The following is a 17,059-nucleotide window of genomic DNA, read 5'->3' on the forward strand; positions in this document are numbered from 1 at the left end:
GTGGAGGTATGACAGATCGAAACGACAGGCCCGAACTCGGGCGCCGCACGGCTCTGGCCAGCATTCTAGCCGCAGGAGCTGCTGTCGGCAGTAGCCGGATTGCCAGAGCCGCCGAGGAAACGCCGATGTCTGCAATGACTCCTCATCACGATGAACCCAGCAATTCCCATCAGGAGCCGGGCAATCATCCGGGGATAGCAAGCCAGCCCGTTGTCAGAACGCAGAGTGACTATCTCTATCGCCCCACGGTTCATTTCTCGCCACAGACCGGCTTCATGAATGATCCCAATGGTCTGATTTTCGACGGGCAGACGTATCATCTCTATTACCAGTACGACCCCTTTGCACCCTATGCAGGTCAGGTGCACTGGGGGCATGCAACCAGTACGGATTTATACACGTGGCAAGATCAACCTATCGCGATTGATCAGACAGCTGCTGGCGAAGCGTATTCAGGATGCGTGGTTCTGGACCGGAATAATGATTCTGGTCTTTTTCCGCAGAAGGAAAACTCCCCTACGCAAGGGGACACTCCACCTGCTCCCAAGACGGCAACACAGGCTGCAGTTGAGGCTTTGGCTCCCGGCTTGACCAAGGCCACATCGGATGTGCCATTTTCGCCGGAAAACATGGACGTTCTTGGTCCGGGGACGAATGCTCCCTTCGGGCATGTCTTTGATCCACCGACAACAGCTGAACTTCCGCCAGCGGCTCCTTCGGTGCCGCCGTTACCATCCATGCCGGGTGGTCTGGTCGCTCTTTACACGCGTGCTACACCCCAGAAGCAGACGCAGTATCTGGCATGGAGTCCGGATGGCGGTAAGCGCTTTATCGACTACGAGCACAACCCCGTTCTGGATATCGGGCTGAACTCTTTCCGCGATCCGAAAGTGTTCTGGCACCAACCCAGTGGAAAGTGGGTCATGGTCGTCGTGAAGGCTCGGGCTCACAGGGTGGCCTTCTACGGATCGATTGATTTGAAACACTGGATGCATCTCAGTGATTTCGGGCCAGCAGGTCTGTTCGGCGTGGATTATGAATGTCCCAATCTTATTGAATTGCAGGTTGAGGATGAGGGGAAAACGTCCCGTTGGGTTCTGTTCGTTTCAGTCAATCCCGGTGGCCCCCAGGGCGGAAGTGTCACGCAGTATTTTGTAGGTGACTTCGACGGTGAGCGCTTCATCCCCGAGAATACGGTCATAGGTCTGACGGACTTCGCCAAAGACAGCTACGCCATGCAGGTTTATGAAAACATGCCGGGCAACGAGGCCGTCTATTTCGCCTGGTTTGGGAACTGGCAGTATTGCGAAGAGGTTCCGAACAGAAGCTGGCGCGGTCTTATGACCCTTCCGCGAACCTTGTCGCTCAGGCGGGACGATATGAACTGGCTACGGTTGGTGCAGCGTCCTCGAGGACTGGAAACGCTGAGAGGCGAGCAGATTCCCTTTCGGGTTGACCGTATTGCTGCTCAGAGCGGCGTTCAGGTCTCCATCCCCACAGGGCAGGCCATTGAACTCTCCCTGACGGTAACGGTGGATGAGCGCAGAAACCCTCAACCTGATGGCAACAAGGGACGAGCGGGTCGCTTCCTGATTGTCTTCTCCAACGGGCAGGGAGAGTCTCTGTCTATCGGGTTTGACGCATTTTCAGCTCAGCTCTGGCTGGATCGCGGAGATCTGCATGGTTTTTCGCAGCCATTTTTCACGGAGAGGTTTTCCACGCCACTGACAGCAAACAGCCGACGGTTCTCGCTGAAACTGGTTCTGGATGCGTGTGCGCTCGAAATCTTCATCAATGATGGCTTGTCGGTCGGGACAGCTCTGGTGTTTCCTGCAAGTCCCTTGGATACACTCAGTCTTCAGGCAACAAACGCTGGTGCAACCATCGAAAATCTCAGTCTGTATCCTCTGCGGAAAACTATGGATCGTCCGACCGCCGTATGATCGCAAACAGCCAAGGCTTCTGAACCGCGATACACGGCAGGCAGAGAAAGAGTAACAATGCATTTTACCCAGACCTTTGATGCGCACTCCTTTCTGGATACGTTCGGAAGCTATCTGGCTGCTTTTGTATTTGGGACGCTGATCGGGGCGGAACGTCAGTTCCGCCAACGGACCGCTGGATTGCGCACCAATGCACTGGTTGCGATTGGTGCGTCTGCTTTCGTAGATCTCGCAGAGCGTATTGGCGGAGATGTCTCGGCCATTCGCGTGATTGCCTATGTGGTATCAGGGGTTGGATTTCTTGGCGCCGGCGTCATCATGAAGGATGGCCCCAATGTGCGGGGCCTGAATACTGCGGCAACACTCTGGTGCTCGGCCGCTATTGGCGCGTGCACAGGGTGCGACATGATTGCAGAAGCAGCTCTGCTGACCGTCTTTATTTTGGGTGCCAATACGGTGTTGCGAGTTCTGGTGAAATGGATTGATCGGCGCCTGCCGCCACAAATTGATGCGGTGGACCAGGAATGACGGCCCTGTGCATGGGCCTCAGCGCAGCTCAGACGCACCAAGACGATTAAGCCTTAATCCAGACAGGCTATTTTATTTTCTGGAAAAAATGGTGCCCAAGACCGGGATCGAACCAGTGACACTGCGATTTTCAGTCGCATGCTCTACCAACTGAGCTACTTGGGCACCGGGCTTAAGGTGAGACACCCGCTGCGGAAACGGGGTTTAGCTGATGATTCGCTCGGGATCAACCCTCAGTATGAGGATATTCTTCAGAGTCTTCTTCATTATCCTGCCTGAAAGATGGAACGCGGTAGTTACCGTTGAACCAGCGCCCCAGATCAATGTCTGCACAGTGCTGTGAGCAGAAGGGCCGAAAAGCCGCTTCCGTTGGGCGATTGCAGATAGGGCAGGTGGCACTCATGACAGGCTCCAGCTTGCGGGGGATGCGTTTGGATCCATGACCAGCTCCAGAGGAGCGGCCCGGCGGGAAGTAAAGTCACTCAGGGCTTCCGGATCGTTCTCCAGAGCCCTGACGAGAGAAATGGATGCTGTCAGAGTGCGACCCTTGCGGTCTTCTCGCAAAATGGTGCGGAGCACTGACAGCGCTCTCCCATGTGGGGAGGACAAAAGTTCATGCAAGGGAGGTCTGCGCCGCGGGCGAGTGATTTCCAGAAGACCGGAAGGTGTGGCTCCGAGCACTTGCGACTTCAACGGATCATCCAACAGGGCATCGCGCAGGAAGCTGACGAGGGCAGGTCTCTTGCGGGTTTTAACGCCTGCGGGATCAACCAGCAGAGTGCCTGACAGATTGCGGAGGCGTATCTGTCGCGCCAGGGCCGGAAAGCTTGCAACGTTTCCCTTGAAGTCAGGAGCGCTGGCGCTGTCCAGGTCTATGGCGATCAGGGCTGGGGTGGGAAAGATACTGGCCGTCAGTTGGCCAAGATCTGCAAATTCGGAGCCAAGTTCGTCAAAGTCGCTTTCCAGCGTGTCGTCAAAAGCCTGCTGGCATCGCTGAAACCGGGGGCGCAGTCGGGCCGGAAGGCGCGCGGCAATACCTGGCGCATCAACGTACAGAGGGGCGTCAGGATAGCGGTCTGCCAGCTCTTCCAGTGGTGAAGGGCCGCATGCCAGAAGCGTCGGCGCAACAGGCATATCTGGTACAGGCTCTGCCTTACGCAGGCGCAGGCCCTTTCCATTCTGTGCGGAGCGGCTGACGCGGACGGAGACCAGCTCTCCTTGAACCAGCGCACCCCGGCAGGACAGAAAGCCATTGTCTCCGTTGTGGAGTGTGACAAAAGCCCCGCCTAGTGCAGGAGCGACCGTTTGGATGCGCGCAATATGCCAGTCATCAAACCCATCCGGAAGGCCGGGACGCCAAATGGCAGCATCGAGAAGGGTTTCATGATCCGTAACCGCAATCCGCACATCGCCCGGAGAGCAGGCGGCGCGGATCTCGATCACGCGATCCACCCACCCTGACGACGGGGCTGCCCGCGCAGAAGCTGTGCGGTTTCGAACAGTGGAAGACCCACAACAGCAGAGTAGCTGCCGCCAATCTGCCGGATATGAGCTGCGGCAGCCCCTTGGATGGCGTAGCCGCCAGCCTTGCCTTGCCAGTCTCCGTTGGCGATCAGTGCGTCGATCTGTCTGTCAGTCAGTCGGTGGAACGTGACGGCCGTTTCCACAAGGCGCTCATTGGCTACACCGTCCGGCCAGGCAGAGGTGGGACGCAGAGCCACTGCGGTCAGCACTTTGTGGTTCCGGCCTGAAAGCAGCCGCAGACACGCGCGTGCAGTCTGTTCATCCTCCGCCTTGGGAAGAATGCGTCGTCCAACCGCAACGACAGTATCGGCACCGATCACCAGAGCTGCATCCAGACGCTGTGCTGCTGCATGGTCTGCTTTCGCGCGGGCAAGACGCTGTACCAGCGCACGGGGAAGTTCTCCGGGGCGCGGTTCCTCATCCACATCTGTGCTGATGACATCATCAGGCACGATTCCAATCTGCTTCAGAAGAGCCAGACGTCGAGGAGAGGCAGACGCCAGAACAAGCGCCGGGCGATCTGTCATGCCGTTTTCAGGCAGGGGAGACTGGGAAAGGGGCATACGCCGCAGTCTCTTACTTGAAGCGGAACGTAATCCGGCCTTTGGACAGGTCGTATGGGGTCATTTCAACGTTTACGCGGTCACCAGCGAGAACGCGGATACGGTTCTTGCGCATCTTGCCGCTCGTATGGGCGAGAATGGTGTGCTCGTTGTCGAGCGTGACACGGAACATGGCGTTGGGCAGCAGTTCCATGACGGTGCCGGTGAACTCGATAAGGTCTTCTTTGGACATGGGAATCCTTGCTTCAGGGACAGGGTAAAGGTCTGCGGATGGCAGTGGCCCCGATCGGAGCCTGAAAATCCAGTTCCGCTATGTGCGGACTGTCCAGCAAAAGGTCAAGCTTAACGCGGTTTTTCTGATGTTTTTGGCCGAAATGATTGTGGACTTTTCACAAGACGCACCGATTGTCCACGGCACCGGGTACGAAAATGGCAGAAATGGTCTGTTTCCTTGGTAATATGAAGCAAAAGCAGGAAAGCTTCTGACAACTCTGCGCCTTGGGCAAGGAAATGCGTGGCGAAAAGGTATGAGGGCGAGCGAGCGGGTGCCTTCGATTGTCTGGGCTTTGATCCTTGCCGTGCTCATGGGGCTGGGACAGGGCGTGCACCTTGTCCCGCTGGATAATCTAAGCCGTTTTCCAGTTTTCCAGGATGGAATCCAGGCTGTCGCTGGACAGCGGTATTTTCTGGACGATGCATGGCAGTGGCCTTTGCTGGACACACGCTTGCTCTTGGCACCTCGTGGTGCCAGCGTAGCAATGACAGACAGTACACCGTTACTGTTGTTGGTGTTCAAACCGTTCGTGGTCCTGCTTCCCGCCGGATTTGTACCTTACAGGCTCTGGCTGGTGTTCTGTTTCGTCATACAGCCGGTCTCTATGGTTCTGGCGCTGCTCGCGGCAGGTGAGCGGCGTTTTATGGCATTGATGTCCGGAGCAATCCTGGCTCTCTGCATGCCATTTTTTCTGGGACGTATCATTCATCTCAGTTTGATGGGGCAATTCCTTCTTCTGTTGGCATTTGCGTTTTATTTTTCTCTGGTCCGAGGGGAAAAGTTGGCTTTAGGACTAACGCCAGTCTTTCTCGTGATCTGCCTGCTCATTCATCCCATCCTGATGCTGCTGGCGTCTGGAACCGTTGCGGCAGCAGCTCTGACGCTTCTGTGTCGGAGGGCTAAGGCGTGGCGTGAGGTAGCCTGTTCATGCGGGGCTGGAATTGTATTGGTCCTGATCGTCAGCGAGGTGCTGGGATATTTCCGGTATGCTCAAGGCGCTGGCGGGTATGGCCTGTTCTCCATGAACCTGCTGTCACCCTTCTGGCCCATGCATTCTAATCTGCTGGCGTTTATTCCTGCGCTGCATTACGGCATGGAGACCCAGTCTTTTGAGGGCTATTCCTATCTCGGTGCAGGGCTTCTTTTGCTTTTGCTCTGTGATGTGGTCTTTTGCAGGCGCGAACTTCTGAGCGTGATGTGGCGGCATGCCGGACTGTCGATTTTCCTTGGAATTATGACGCTCTACGCTGTTTCCAACAAGGGATATGCAGGACCATACCCGCTTTGGCACATAGCCCTGTCGCCCCCTTTGGCAGACGTTTTTCGTGCGAGTGGACGATGCTTCTGGCCTGTAGGATATGGCCTGCTGATCGCGGCAATCCGTTTATCCCGCTTTATACCGAGAAGGGTCGGAGGCAGCCTGCTGATGGTCTGTGCCTTGCTGCAATTTCTGGATACCCGCTCGTTACGCGCGCAGGCACACGATCTGTGGAAGGCCGATTTTCCTGTTACGGGCGTTACCAGGTCTCTGACAGGTTTGATTGGGGACGCGCAGCAGATAGCGCTCTATCCCGTGGCAGGCTGTGGATTGGATCTCTACGGCCCGGATGCCGACCGGATTATGACTGTTTTTCGGCTGTCTGCCGAGCAGAACCGGCCGATCAATACGTTCTACCTGTCCCGCCCGCCCAAAGATTTTGCATGTGGCAGAGAAAAGCCCCAAGCCGACCAGGAGGAGGGGACGCTCGAAATTTATGTGGGCGGATTGCAGCCTGCAGCCAATCGGCACTGTCAGGATTTAGACGGCCTGAAGATTTGCCCGCCCTCGTAAGGGCGGGCGAACACTTAGTTTTTGATCTGGCCCAGACGTAGGGAAAGGCTCAGAGCATGAGCATCCAGCCCTTCCGCCTGTGCAAGAGCAACACCAGCGGGGCCAATCTTTTCAAGTCCGGCTTCATCCGCCTCGATGGTCGTTGTGCGTTTGATGAAGTCGAACACAGAAAGCCCTGATGCGAAACGGGCCGTGCGGCTTGTGGGCAGAACGTGGTTGGGGCCGCCAACGTAATCGCCTACGGCTTCCGGGCAGTAGCGGCCCATAAAGATGGCCCCCGCATGGCGGATTTTTGCACTGAAGGAACGCGGTTCGTCGAGCAGCACTTCAAGATGTTCAGGAGCAAGCTGGTTCACAATCCGGGCGGCTTCATCCAGATCCCGAACGACAATGACTGCACCATGGTCTTCCCAGCTTTTGGCGGCGATAGCGGTACGGGGAAGGGTTTCCAGTTCTGTCTGGACAGCCGCCGTTACTGCATCTGCAAACGCGGCATCCGTGGTGATGAGAATGGCCTGTGCCTGTTCATCATGTTCAGCCTGCGCCAGCAGATCGACTGCTGCCAGACGGGGATCATTATTCCCATCGGCCACAACGACAACTTCCGAAGGCCCGGCGATGCTGTCGATGCCCACATGACCAAAGACCTGTCGCTTGGCCTCTGCCACGAACGCATTGCCGGGGCCGACGATCCGGTCCACCGGAGCAATCAGTTCTGTTCCATACGCCATGGCGCCCACAGCCTGTGCGCCGCCGATCCGGTAAATTTCTTCCACGCCGCAGAGACGGGCCGCTGCCAGAACAAGAGGGTTCAGCATCCCATCGGGAGATGGAACACACATGGTCACGCGCGGCACTCCGGCGACGCGCGCGGGAAGGGCATTCATCAGAACCGAGGATGGATAAGCGGCTTTTCCGCCGGGCACATAAAGACCCACGGCATCTAGAGCCGTCCAGCGCATGCCAAGCCGGATTCCTTCGTCGTCCGTGAAATCCAGATCCTTTGGCATCTGTGCAGCATGGAACGCTTCAATGCGCCGGGCAGCGGTTTTGAGAGCATCCATCAGGTCTGACGGGACAAGATCTGCCTGCGTGGCAATTTCTTCCGCGCTGATGCGTAGTTTTTCAGCAGGCAGAGTCAGGCGGTCAAAGCGGGCTGTATAGTCACAGAGCGCCTCATCTCCGCGCTGACGAACATCAGCCAGGATGGCCCGGACAGGCTCCGCAACGCTGCGTTCTTCGCTGCTGCGATCTGCTAGAAGGTTCGCAAGATCCTGTTCAAAACTGGCGCTCAGGGTGTCGAGACGTTTCATTTTGACGCTCCCTCAGTGTTGAGGGCTGCACGGAATCGCTCGATCAATGCGCCAATCTCTTCAGGGCGCGTCTTGAGCGCGACGCGATTGACGATCAGGCGGCTTGTGACGTGCGCAATGGTTTCGGTTTCCATAAGGCCGTTGGCGCGGAGAGTGGAGCCCGTATCCACCAGATCTACAATCACGCTCGCCAGATCCAGGGTCGGCGCAAGCTCCATGGCACCGTTCAGATGCACGATTTCTGCATTCACGGCACGAGACGCGAAGTGACGCCGTGCAATGGTCGGATACTTCGTGGCGACACGCAGGCGTGACTGGGACGCTGCCGGATCTTCAGTGACGGTTTTGGGGCGCGCCACGGAAATTCGGCAGCCACCAATCCCGAGATCAAGCGGAGCGTAAATATCCGGATAGTCGAATTCCATCAGGACATCTGCGCCACAGACACCGATATGCGCTCCACCATACGCTACGAAAGTTGCGACGTCGAAAGAACGGACGCGCACAACATCCAGATTTGGATAAGAGGTGCCAAATCGCAGCCGACGGCTGCTTTCCTGAAGGCAGTCCGCATCGGGTTCGATGCCTGTTCGTGTCAGAACGGGGGCTAACGCCTTGAGAATCCGCCCTTTTGGAAGGGCAAGGATCAGCGGAGAACCGCTTCGGTCAGAAGTGTCCGTTCCGGTCTGAGGCGCTGTCATGGGGCGTCTGTCCTTGCTGTCCGCAGCCAATGAAAAGAGAACAGCAGCGCATATCACGAAGCGGCGGTCTTCCAAAATTTCTTGACAGGGAGGATGTATATCGATGCATCTTGTATGCATGTCTGCAAACATAGAGACATTGCTGTTTCCGACCCCCCTTTCTGCTGCGAGTGGCCTGCCCCTGCGCGCACAGATGCGGGAGCGTATCCTGACAGCAATAGGGTCTGGTCTGCTTTCTCCCGGAGACCAGCTTCCTACGATGCGGGCGTTGTCAGTTCATCTTCGGGTTGATCTCAACACTGTGCAGCGTGCTTACGCGGAACTGGAGCGGCTGGGTGCCATCGAGACGTATCGGGCGCGAGGCAGTTTTGTGAGCCAGCATCCTCCATCGGCCGATATTGATCGAAAGAGGGGAGAGCTCATGGATCTCGCGGCGGCAACAATTGCCCGGAGCCATGCCTTGGGGCTCGATCCAGACGCGCTCCTCCGGGCCATGCAGCACCTCCTTGAAGCGTCTTCGCCCACAATTGCGCCAGATACCGGCGCCGGAAAGGCATAGTCATGATTTCGTATCCAACACTTCCGTCGTCCGTGTCGCGGCGCAGCAATGGCCTTCCTGTCAATTCGGTGTCTATTGCACTGGCTCTCGGGTGTATTCTGGCCGGTGGGGGCTTACAGGCTCTGACCTTTAACCTCGCCTTCTCGATCATCGGCGTGGTGCTGGGCGTTCTCGTCCTTCTGTCTTTGAAGATGTGCAATTCGTGGCAGCGTGCTCTGGTCTTGCGAGCCGGTAAAATTCAGGGTTTGCGGGGACCTGGGCTGTTTCTCATCATCCCTTTTGTAGATCAGGTCACCGAAGTGGTTGATCAGCGGATCAGGACAGTTCCGGTGCATACGCGGCAAACCCTGACGCGTGATACGACGCCGGTGGATGTGGATGCTGTTGTTTTCTGGATGGTTCATGATCCACTCCGCGCCATCACGGAGCTGGATGACTACGAGGGGTCCGTGTCCATGGTGGCTTTGACGACCCTGCGTGAGGTGGTCAGCAGCTCTGATCTTGCCGTATTGCTGGAGGATCGTCGCAGAATTGATGACCAGCTTCGGGATCTGATTGAGGTCAAGACGCGCGAATGGGGAGTTACGGTGCAGGCCGTTGAGATCCGTGATGTTCAGCTGCCAGATAATTTACAGGATGCGATGAGCCGTCAGGCGCAGGCAGAACGGGAACGCGCAGCGCGTGTTACGCTCGCCAGTGCCGAACGTGCTGTTGCTGTGGAGCTGGCGGCTGCAGCCAAAACGTATGAAGCCTCACCGATTGCCCTGCAGATTCTTCAGATCAACCGCGTTTTCGAGATGAACAAAAACCGTGGAACGACCATTCTGATGCCGACCACCATGGCCGACGCGATGGGAAGTGCAACGGCTTTCGCTGCGGCCGTGCAGGCCGCAACACAAACGGACTCTGAAGCCCCATCAGCCTGAATTACGTCAGAACATGGCTTTTGATTAAAGGCTCCAGCCAGTCCACGAATGTTGTCACACGATCACCAGCGGAGTGCCTGTGTGGATATAGAATGGTCATGGGCAGAGCCTCTGCGCACCATTCAGGCATCACGTTGACGAGCTCTCCAGCCTGGATATGATGCTGCACGTCGTAGGCCGGAATCTGGATCAGACCCAGCCCGGCCAGGCAGCAGGCAATGAGGGCTTCAGCATTATCAACCGTCACACGACTGGGTGGTGAAGCGGTTCTGGTCTCTCCCCCTTCCTGCCATTCCCAGTCTTCCGGTCGGCCAGTGACGGGAGACGCATAACGCACCACGTAATGATCGTTCAGGGCATCGGGGTGGGCAGGGCAGCCAAACTGGTCAAGATAGGCCGCACTCGCGACGTTAATCAGATTGAGTTCTCCGATCCTGCGACTGATGAGACCGGAATCCTGCAACGGCCCTACACGCAGAACGCAATCCGCTCTGTCTTCCACCAGATTGATGGCTCTGTCCGTGACGCCAAGATCAACGGACAAGCCAGGGTGACGGGATAAAAAATCGGGTAAGGCGGGGGCAACAATGAGACGTCCGATCCTGCCCGGCATATTGATCCTTATGACACCACTGAGGCCGTCACGGTCTTTCCGGAACAGCGTTTCAATGTCCTCCACCTCTCCGATAACGCGCAAGCAGCGCTTGTAAAAAGCCAGTCCGTCCTGAGTGGGAGAGACCGCGCGCGTGGTTCTGGCGAGCAAACGCGTTCCTGCGCGCGTTTCCAGATCACGAATGGCTGTGGAGATGGTCGAACGTGGCATGTTCAGCATGTCAGCCGTGCGTGTGAAACTGGAGGTTTCAACGACTCTGGTGAAAATGCGGAAGAGGTCGATCCGGTCCAAAAAAATCTCCGCAGAGCAGGGCCCTGAGTTTGTTCGTGATTCCTGACAGGTGTCGTCAGGAATACAGCCTTTGTTGTGTTTCGTCAGACGGTAGCCTGCTCGTTCCATTTCAAAAAGGGCGGAGACCGGATCATGACAGATCACAGTATCAAAGGAAAAACGGTTCTTATTGCTGGGGGCGCCAAGAACCTTGGCGGCCTAATCGCTCGGGATCTTGCGGCTCATGGGGCTCGGGCCATCGCCATTCACTACAACAGTGCAGCGACAAAACCCGCTGCGGACGAAACGGTCGCGGCTCTCAGAGCTCAGGGCGTGGAGGCCGTCGCCTTTCAGCAGGACCTGAGAACTGCTGATGGCAACACCAAGCTGTTTGCTGACACTGTGGCTGCGGTTGGTCGGCCGGATATTGCGATCAATACGGTTGGCAAGGTGCTCAAGAAGCCGATGGCAGAGACGTCTGAGCAAGAGTTCGACGAGATGTTCGACGTGAACACGAAGTCGGCTTTTTTCTTCATCAAAGAAGCTGGAGAACATCTCAACGACAACGGCAAGATTCTGACGCTCGTTACGTCACTTCTGGGAGCTTACACGCCGTTCTACGCCACCTATGCGGGAAGCAAAGCGGCTGTCGAGCATTTCACACGGGCTGCTTCCAAAGAATACGGTGCACGAGGTATTTCCGTGAATGCGATTGGTCCCGGGCCAATGGATACGCCCTTCTTTTATGGGCAGGAAGGTACGGATGCCGTCGCATATCACAAGACGGCGGCTGCCCTGTCTGCTCTGAGCAAGACCGGCCTGACCGATATTGAGGATGTTGTCCCGTTTGTCCGGACGCTCGTGTCTGATGGCTGGTGGATGACGGGTCAGACCATTCTTGTGAACGGTGGATACACGACCAAGTAAGAAGAAAGGGCTGCCAGGGTTTTCTCCCTGGCAGCCCTTTGCAGGCTCAGAATGTCGCGTTGATACGGCCGTAGTAGTAGCCGCCGTTGATCGGCACCTGTGCAGAGTTGGAGTCATAAACAGCGGCACCGTAGGAGCTCAGCTCTTCCGGAAGCTTGCGGGGACGAACGTTGAAGACGTTGTTACCGCCAACAGCCACATGCCAGTGCTCGTTGAAGCGATAGCCGACTTCAAGATCGGTCAGCCAGCGCGGAGTGTTCTTGAACTGACCAAAGCAGGTGTTGGAGTAACGAAGGGCGGCCCCGCCGGCAGCAGCGCAGGTGGCCGAGGTTGGCGTCCAGTCCTGATAGGTCATCATGCTGGTGGTCTCGCCGTAACGCGTCTGCCGCACGTTGATGTCCCATTTCCCAACCGTGTAGTACGCGTTGAGGATGATCTTGCTCCGCGGGTAGCCCGTCGTGAGATAACCAATTGTCTGCGCATTGAGCAGCGGGTTTCCGTTCGTATCGCTGGCAACATGATGCATGCGGGTACGGTTCAGATCCAGCGCCATGCTGAGGGCGAGATTACCGTAGCGATGCAGGTGGAACGTGTAGTCAGCCTTGATGTCGAGCCCCTGGGTTCGTGTACTTGCTACGTTTGCAAAATAATAGGCAGAAACGTTTTCGACATCAAATGAATTGACTGGTAGAGCGTACCCCATGGCCTGAATGGCATCGACAGCCGCCTGACCCTTGGTGGTTCCACCCTGAGAAATACGGTTACGCAGATTGATCTGATACACATCTGCTTCGACGTGGAAGCCCTTAACGGGTTCTACGACTACGCCGCCGCTGGAACTTACTGAGTATTCTGGCTTAAGCGGGCTGGCGCCGAGAATACTTGCAGCACTGGAGCTGACAGGCAGAAGGCCACTGGCGCTGGTCGGGCTCACACTCATGGTGCTGTAGTGCTGCTCGGCGAGGGTCGGAGCACGGAAGCCCGTGCTGATCGTGCCGCGGAATGCCAGCCAAGGCGTTGCGTCGTAGCGTGTGGAGACCTTGCCGTTCTGGGCATTCCCAACGTCTGTGTAATGCTCGAAGCGGCCTGCGAAATCCAGATCCCAGTGCTTCAGAGGGTGGAAATCGCCATCAATATATGCGGCCCAGATGTTTCGGCTCCAGGAGCCTGCATTCTGTGGTCGCAGGCCAGCATAACCCTGCGTGCCACCAACTTCGTAAGAAGCGGGTTCACCAGCGACGATGTCATACATTTCGAGGCGATGTTCACCTCCAAAGGCAAGAACCATCGGGACGGTGTTGAAGATGTTGATCTTCCGGCGGAAATCCAGATTGTTGGTCCACTGGGCATTACGGTAGTTCAGCGCGCGCACAGTCGTGGGAGACCAGCCACACCCGGTGGAGGAATAATTGGCGACGTTGCCGTTGTTGCAGGTAGAGCCCAGCATACCGGTGTTGGCCGTGTTCTTGTTGCTGATCTTGTCCTGATCCGCACCGTAAACCGTGCTCAGATCCCAGTCGAAGCCATAGAAATCATGCCCTTTGAGGCCGAGTTCACCGGCATAATCGTCTTCATCAATGACTTCGAGGGGAGAGAAGCCGGAGGGATAAAGCGTCGGGGCAATGCTGGGAACGCGGTAATTCTGAATGGCCTCGGCATGACGATGGGCGTAGGTCACCTGCCCATACAGATCGATTTTCTCAGTAATCGGTTTCCCGAAATCAATCCCCAGATTTTCGCGGGTTTCTTCTGGGGTGCTCATGATTTTGTTGGAATTTTTCGGCACGTTTACAGCGTTGGCGACAACACCCGTGTAGTAGCCATTGGTGTTCGCGCCCGTGGGCCAGCTTCCGAGAAGGCGATGGTCATTCGCGCCAGCGACAAAGTGATCTGTGTGATAAACCTGCCCACTGATGTGCATATAGCCATCATGCCCAAGCTTCAGACCGCCATCAGCATTGAGCTGGTACTGCCAGCCGTCGCCGTTATAGGCGTTTGCGCCGGTCTGGGCTGACATGTTCAGGCCGTGATTCTGCTTTTTGGTGATGATGTTCACCACACCGGCAATCGCATCCGAGCCATACATGGCTGCTGCGCCATCTTCCAGAACTTCGATGTGGTCGATCATGTTCGCCGGGATCATGTTCAGATCGACTGGCGTTGAACCAAACTGCGGCCCGGCGTTCTGAACAATGTTGGCTGTGACGTGGCGGCGCTTGCCATCAATCAGGATCAGTACCTGGTTTGGGTTCAGGCCACGCATCCGGATTGAGGACGTGAGAGCAGCGGTATCGCTCCCCTTTGCAGAAACGTTGATCGAAGCATAGGTGCGCGTCAGGGCATCAGCCAGATTCATCTGGCCAGACCGACGAAGCGTTGCTGCGGATACGACTGTTACCGGGCTTGAACTGTCGCGAGCCCTTTTATTACTCGCATGTGTGCCCGTAACGATCATGCTCTCATTGCCGCCTTCAGCAGCGCGATGTTGCACAGCCTGTCGCTTCACTATCGTGGGCGTTGTCGCTGCCTGAGGCGTGGCATGATGATGGATGGTTTTGGGATGAGTACTCGCCGTTGCCGGAGGTGTTGCGGCAAAGGCATGGGTTCCGACAGTGGACGCCAGGAGAGACGTTGTTGCGAAAAAAAAGAGACGCCTTGATGACATACCGTCGACTCCCAATAAGCTACGGTCTTCTGCAGCACCAACGCTGCTGTCATTATTCATAACGAATTCGTTACGTCTGGCTACGCAAATTCTGATACCGAAATGTTTTGTCATTCTGAAAAAGAAATGAAGACCACAGTCAGGAAATTGTGGCCTTCTCGAAAATTCAGTTTTTGAAGATATCAGGCGGTCTTGTTGAAAGCCGCTACAATATTGGAGAGATTTCTCTGCCGCCTGGTCGCTAGCCGTGCTGCCGTCAGGACTGATCTGGCCTGAGAAATAGCTGTGTCCAGATCAGAATTAACGATCGTATGATCGAATTCCGCCCAGTGAGAAATTTCATCCAGAGCGGCTTTCATGCGCTTTGCAATTTCTGCCGGATCATCAGAAGCCCGTTTGTGAAGTCTGCGTTCCAGCTCTTCCAACGATGGCGGCAGAACAAACAGGCTTACTACGTCCGCGGGAAGGGCGGCTCTCAGCTGGCGATGACCCTGCCAGTCAATGTCAAAGACCATGTCGTGACCGGCTTCCAGTGCTTCCTCAACAGGTGCACGCGGCGTGCCATAGCCACGGCCAAAAACTTCTGCCCATTCCAGAAGCTCTCCGGCGTCTGCCATCGTGCGAAAGGCCTCGATATCCCGGAAGTGATAATGAACACCTTCAACTTCACCGGGACGCGGCCCACGGGTCGTCACGGAAACAGAGTGCTTCAACGAGGGCTCTGACGCACGCAGAGCGTTTGCAATCGTGGATTTACCCGCACCGGAGGGGGCTGAAATCACCAGGCAGACACCGCGTCGGGGCTGTTGGATCATGAGGGTCTCCTTGATGTTTCCTGAGGCAGGACAATGTCGCTGCCTCTAGCCTGAAAACCCCTTGTCTGACCAGATGTTCCTCAGGTTTCCGATTGAAGCTGTGCTGTTATTGCGCTGCTGAGAGACCGTCTGCGGGATCCGCCGAGGATGTGGCCAAGGGGGGCCAGAACTTCGATATGATCACAGATGATCTTGAAAACGGCGAGCATCGGGACAGACAGGAAAGCACCGGAAATGCCCCACATCCAGTCCCAGAACAGAAGTGACCCCATAACGAACACCGGATTCAGCGTGAAACGCCGTGCGAGAAGCATGGGGGTGATGGTTTCCCCTTCCAGCACGTGAATCAGCAGGTAAATGGAGGGGGGGACCAGCGCATAAAGCAGGGACGGGAAGGTAAAGAGCCCGACAACGAAATAGACGACCATTCCGGTCAAGGGGCCGATGATCGGGATGTAGTTGAGCAGAAAAGCCAGCACGCCCCAAAGCAGGGGATTGGGCATGCCGGTTGCCCAGCACTGGATCATGTTCGCGAGCCCCACCAGCAGGTTCATCATTGTGATGGTTGCGAGGTAAAGCGAGACATTTCGTTCAATCTGGGTCGTGATCTGAACCAGTCGGCGCTTCTTTCGGAATGTGGGCATGATTTCCACAATCCGACGCAGCAGTGTGTCTCCTTCCGTCATGAGGAAGAAGAGCATCAGCAGCATGGAGAAGAAGCCGCCTGCAATTTCTCTGGTGCCTGCCAGAACGGACGTCCCGAGGCGGCTCAGAGCATTTTCTCCCCCGATCGGGGCTGCTACAGCGTGCGAGCCAGAGGGTCTGTAGCCGCCAAACATGCCGGAAAGGCGTGTATAATCCCGTTCCATGACTTCAATTGGCCCCCGCATAACCGCCAGTTTGCTTTGAAGAGCGGGCAGTGTCTGTGGGGCACGGGAAATCCATCCGGCCGCCGGGACAGAAATTGTTGTCGCAATTCCACCGACCACACCGAACATGGCAACGATGAGCAACAGCGCAGCCAGATGTTTTGGCAGATGCAGTCTCTGCCGAAGGAAGCGCATCGGCGAGATCATCATCAGGTTGACGACCAGCGCGAACACAAAGGGCAAAAGGATGGGAGCGGTGAAATACAGCGAGTAAAACACAGCCAGAATCGTCAGGATCAGGACGCAGATGTCCCTGACATTCAGATGTTGACGTAATATGTTACGGTCGAGCGTCGGATCTGGCAGCTCATCTCCTTCCCGCGGACCGGGTCGACTTGGGCCCGATGCCTCCTCTTCCGGCGGAGGAGAGCCCTTCTGGGAGGAAACTGCGGAAGGCTCTGTCGGACAGCCGGACATGTTTGACGCCTGAAGCGGGGAGGGGTGACGTCAGGGTAAAAGCCCTGACAGAGGACACAGTTGCGTGTTCTGCCCAAAAACCCTCTTGAACTCCAGTGGGAAGAGGTAACTAAATAATGATCAGAGCTGGTAGGGGTCTGCCCTGCTGGCGAACCTGGAGCTAGGAGAACAGCCATGGCTTGGAACACGCCGAAAGTTACCGAAATTCCGCTAGGCGCAGAAATCAACTCGTACGTCTGCGGCGAGAAGAAGTAATCATCT

At 56.4% G+C, this 17,059-nt stretch carries 16 protein-coding genes, 1 tRNA gene and 1 pseudogene; 7 read left to right on the forward strand and 11 right to left on the reverse strand.

What is annotated here, in order from left to right:
• The first annotated feature begins 8 nt into the window (after positions 1-8).
• Both KP705_RS08390 and KP705_RS08395 read left to right on the forward strand, forming a co-directional pair.
• Positions 9-1,943 carry a glycoside hydrolase family 32 protein gene (locus KP705_RS08390; RefSeq protein ID WP_046900438.1) on the forward strand — a complete coding sequence of 645 codons (1,935 nt, stop codon included), beginning with the start codon at positions 9-11 and terminating at the stop codon, positions 1,941-1,943.
• Between the two features lie 57 nt (positions 1,944-2,000).
• Positions 2,001-2,432 (forward strand): annotated as a pseudogene (locus tag KP705_RS08395) (MgtC/SapB family protein); the annotation flags it as partial.
• Positions 2,433-2,560: 128 nt separating this feature from the next.
• Here KP705_RS08395 and KP705_RS08400 read toward each other — a convergent pair.
• From KP705_RS08400 to infA, 5 genes are all read right to left on the reverse strand, one after another.
• Positions 2,561-2,636, reverse strand: a tRNA-Phe gene (locus KP705_RS08400).
• Positions 2,637-2,697: 61 nt separating this feature from the next.
• Positions 2,698-2,874 carry a DNA gyrase inhibitor YacG gene (locus KP705_RS08405; RefSeq protein WP_046900440.1) on the reverse strand — a complete coding sequence of 59 codons (177 nt, stop codon included), beginning with the start codon at positions 2,872-2,874 and terminating at the stop codon, positions 2,698-2,700.
• Positions 2,871-3,914: a ribonuclease E/G gene (locus tag KP705_RS08410; RefSeq protein ID WP_215764302.1), complete on the reverse strand. Its 1,044-nt coding sequence runs from the start codon at positions 3,912-3,914 to the stop codon at positions 2,871-2,873. Before KP705_RS08410 ends, KP705_RS08405 begins: the two co-directional genes overlap by 4 nt.
• Entirely contained in the window at positions 3,911-4,558 is a 648-nt protein-coding gene (locus KP705_RS08415; RefSeq protein ID WP_211513965.1) for a nucleoside triphosphate pyrophosphatase, read from the reverse strand. Before KP705_RS08415 ends, KP705_RS08410 begins: the two co-directional genes overlap by 4 nt.
• A gap of 13 nt (positions 4,559-4,571) precedes the next feature.
• Positions 4,572-4,790 carry a translation initiation factor IF-1 gene (gene infA, locus KP705_RS08420; RefSeq protein WP_007282896.1) on the reverse strand — a complete coding sequence of 73 codons (219 nt, stop codon included), beginning with the start codon at positions 4,788-4,790 and terminating at the stop codon, positions 4,572-4,574.
• A gap of 295 nt (positions 4,791-5,085) precedes the next feature.
• On the opposite strand from infA, the gene KP705_RS08425 reads away from it, so the two are divergent.
• Positions 5,086-6,663 (forward strand): DUF6311 domain-containing protein, encoded by a 1,578-nt coding sequence (locus KP705_RS08425; protein WP_215764303.1) that lies wholly within the window; start codon positions 5,086-5,088, stop codon positions 6,661-6,663.
• A 14-nt stretch (positions 6,664-6,677) separates the two neighbouring features.
• On the opposite strand, the gene hisD is transcribed toward KP705_RS08425, so the two are convergent.
• Positions 6,678-7,976, reverse strand: coding sequence for a histidinol dehydrogenase (gene hisD / locus KP705_RS08430; protein ID WP_215764304.1), 1,299 nt, complete (start codon positions 7,974-7,976; stop codon positions 6,678-6,680).
• On the reverse strand, positions 7,973-8,677 hold the full coding sequence (hisG, locus tag KP705_RS08435; protein WP_235271746.1) for an ATP phosphoribosyltransferase: 705 nt from the start codon (positions 8,675-8,677) through the stop codon (positions 7,973-7,975). The genes hisD and hisG overlap by 4 nt, the downstream gene beginning before the upstream one ends.
• A 103-nt stretch (positions 8,678-8,780) precedes the next feature.
• Here hisG and KP705_RS08440 point away from each other — a divergent pair, with 103 nt between their 5' ends.
• Positions 8,781-9,236, forward strand: a complete 456-nt coding sequence (locus tag KP705_RS08440; RefSeq protein ID WP_252348303.1) for a GntR family transcriptional regulator — start codon at positions 8,781-8,783, stop codon at positions 9,234-9,236.
• Positions 9,237-9,238: 2 nt separating this feature from the next.
• Positions 9,239-10,162 carry a slipin family protein gene (locus KP705_RS08445; RefSeq protein ID WP_046900445.1) on the forward strand — a complete coding sequence of 308 codons (924 nt, stop codon included), beginning with the start codon at positions 9,239-9,241 and terminating at the stop codon, positions 10,160-10,162.
• Between the two features lies 1 nt (position 10,163).
• On the opposite strand, the gene KP705_RS08450 is transcribed toward KP705_RS08445, so the two are convergent.
• Positions 10,164-11,066 carry a LysR family transcriptional regulator gene (locus KP705_RS08450; protein ID WP_215764305.1) on the reverse strand — a complete coding sequence of 301 codons (903 nt, stop codon included), beginning with the start codon at positions 11,064-11,066 and terminating at the stop codon, positions 10,164-10,166.
• 132 nt (positions 11,067-11,198) lie between these two features.
• Between KP705_RS08450 and KP705_RS08455 the strand changes: the two genes are divergently transcribed.
• A complete protein-coding gene (locus KP705_RS08455) occupies positions 11,199-11,972 on the forward strand; it encodes an SDR family oxidoreductase (protein ID WP_046900958.1) in 774 nt (257 codons plus the stop codon).
• A 46-nt stretch (positions 11,973-12,018) separates the two neighbouring features.
• Here the strand turns inward: KP705_RS08455 and KP705_RS08460 are convergent, their stop codons facing one another.
• The 3 genes from KP705_RS08460 to KP705_RS08470 form a co-directional block, all read right to left on the reverse strand.
• Complete coding sequence (locus KP705_RS08460) at positions 12,019-14,637, reverse strand: TonB-dependent siderophore receptor (RefSeq protein WP_215764306.1); 2,619 nt, start codon at positions 14,635-14,637, stop codon at positions 12,019-12,021.
• Positions 14,638-14,819: 182 nt separating this feature from the next.
• Positions 14,820-15,452, reverse strand: coding sequence for a guanylate kinase (gmk, locus tag KP705_RS08465; protein ID WP_046900447.1), 633 nt, complete (start codon positions 15,450-15,452; stop codon positions 14,820-14,822).
• A gap of 80 nt (positions 15,453-15,532) precedes the next feature.
• Positions 15,533-16,798, reverse strand: a complete 1,266-nt coding sequence (locus tag KP705_RS08470; protein ID WP_046900448.1) for an AI-2E family transporter — start codon at positions 16,796-16,798, stop codon at positions 15,533-15,535.
• Positions 16,799-16,972: 174 nt separating this feature from the next.
• Between KP705_RS08470 and pqqA the strand changes: the two genes are divergently transcribed.
• The gene (gene pqqA, locus KP705_RS08475; RefSeq protein WP_010502998.1) at positions 16,973-17,053 is read left to right on the forward strand and encodes a pyrroloquinoline quinone precursor peptide PqqA; all 81 of its coding nucleotides are present in this window, start codon (positions 16,973-16,975) and stop codon (positions 17,051-17,053) included.
• Positions 17,054-17,059: the final 6 nt, after the last annotated feature.

Origin of the sequence: Gluconobacter sp. P1D12_c (assembly GCF_018812105.1) — a bacterium.
GTDB classification, from domain to species: Bacteria; Pseudomonadota; Alphaproteobacteria; order Acetobacterales; family Acetobacteraceae; genus Gluconobacter; species Gluconobacter oxydans_A.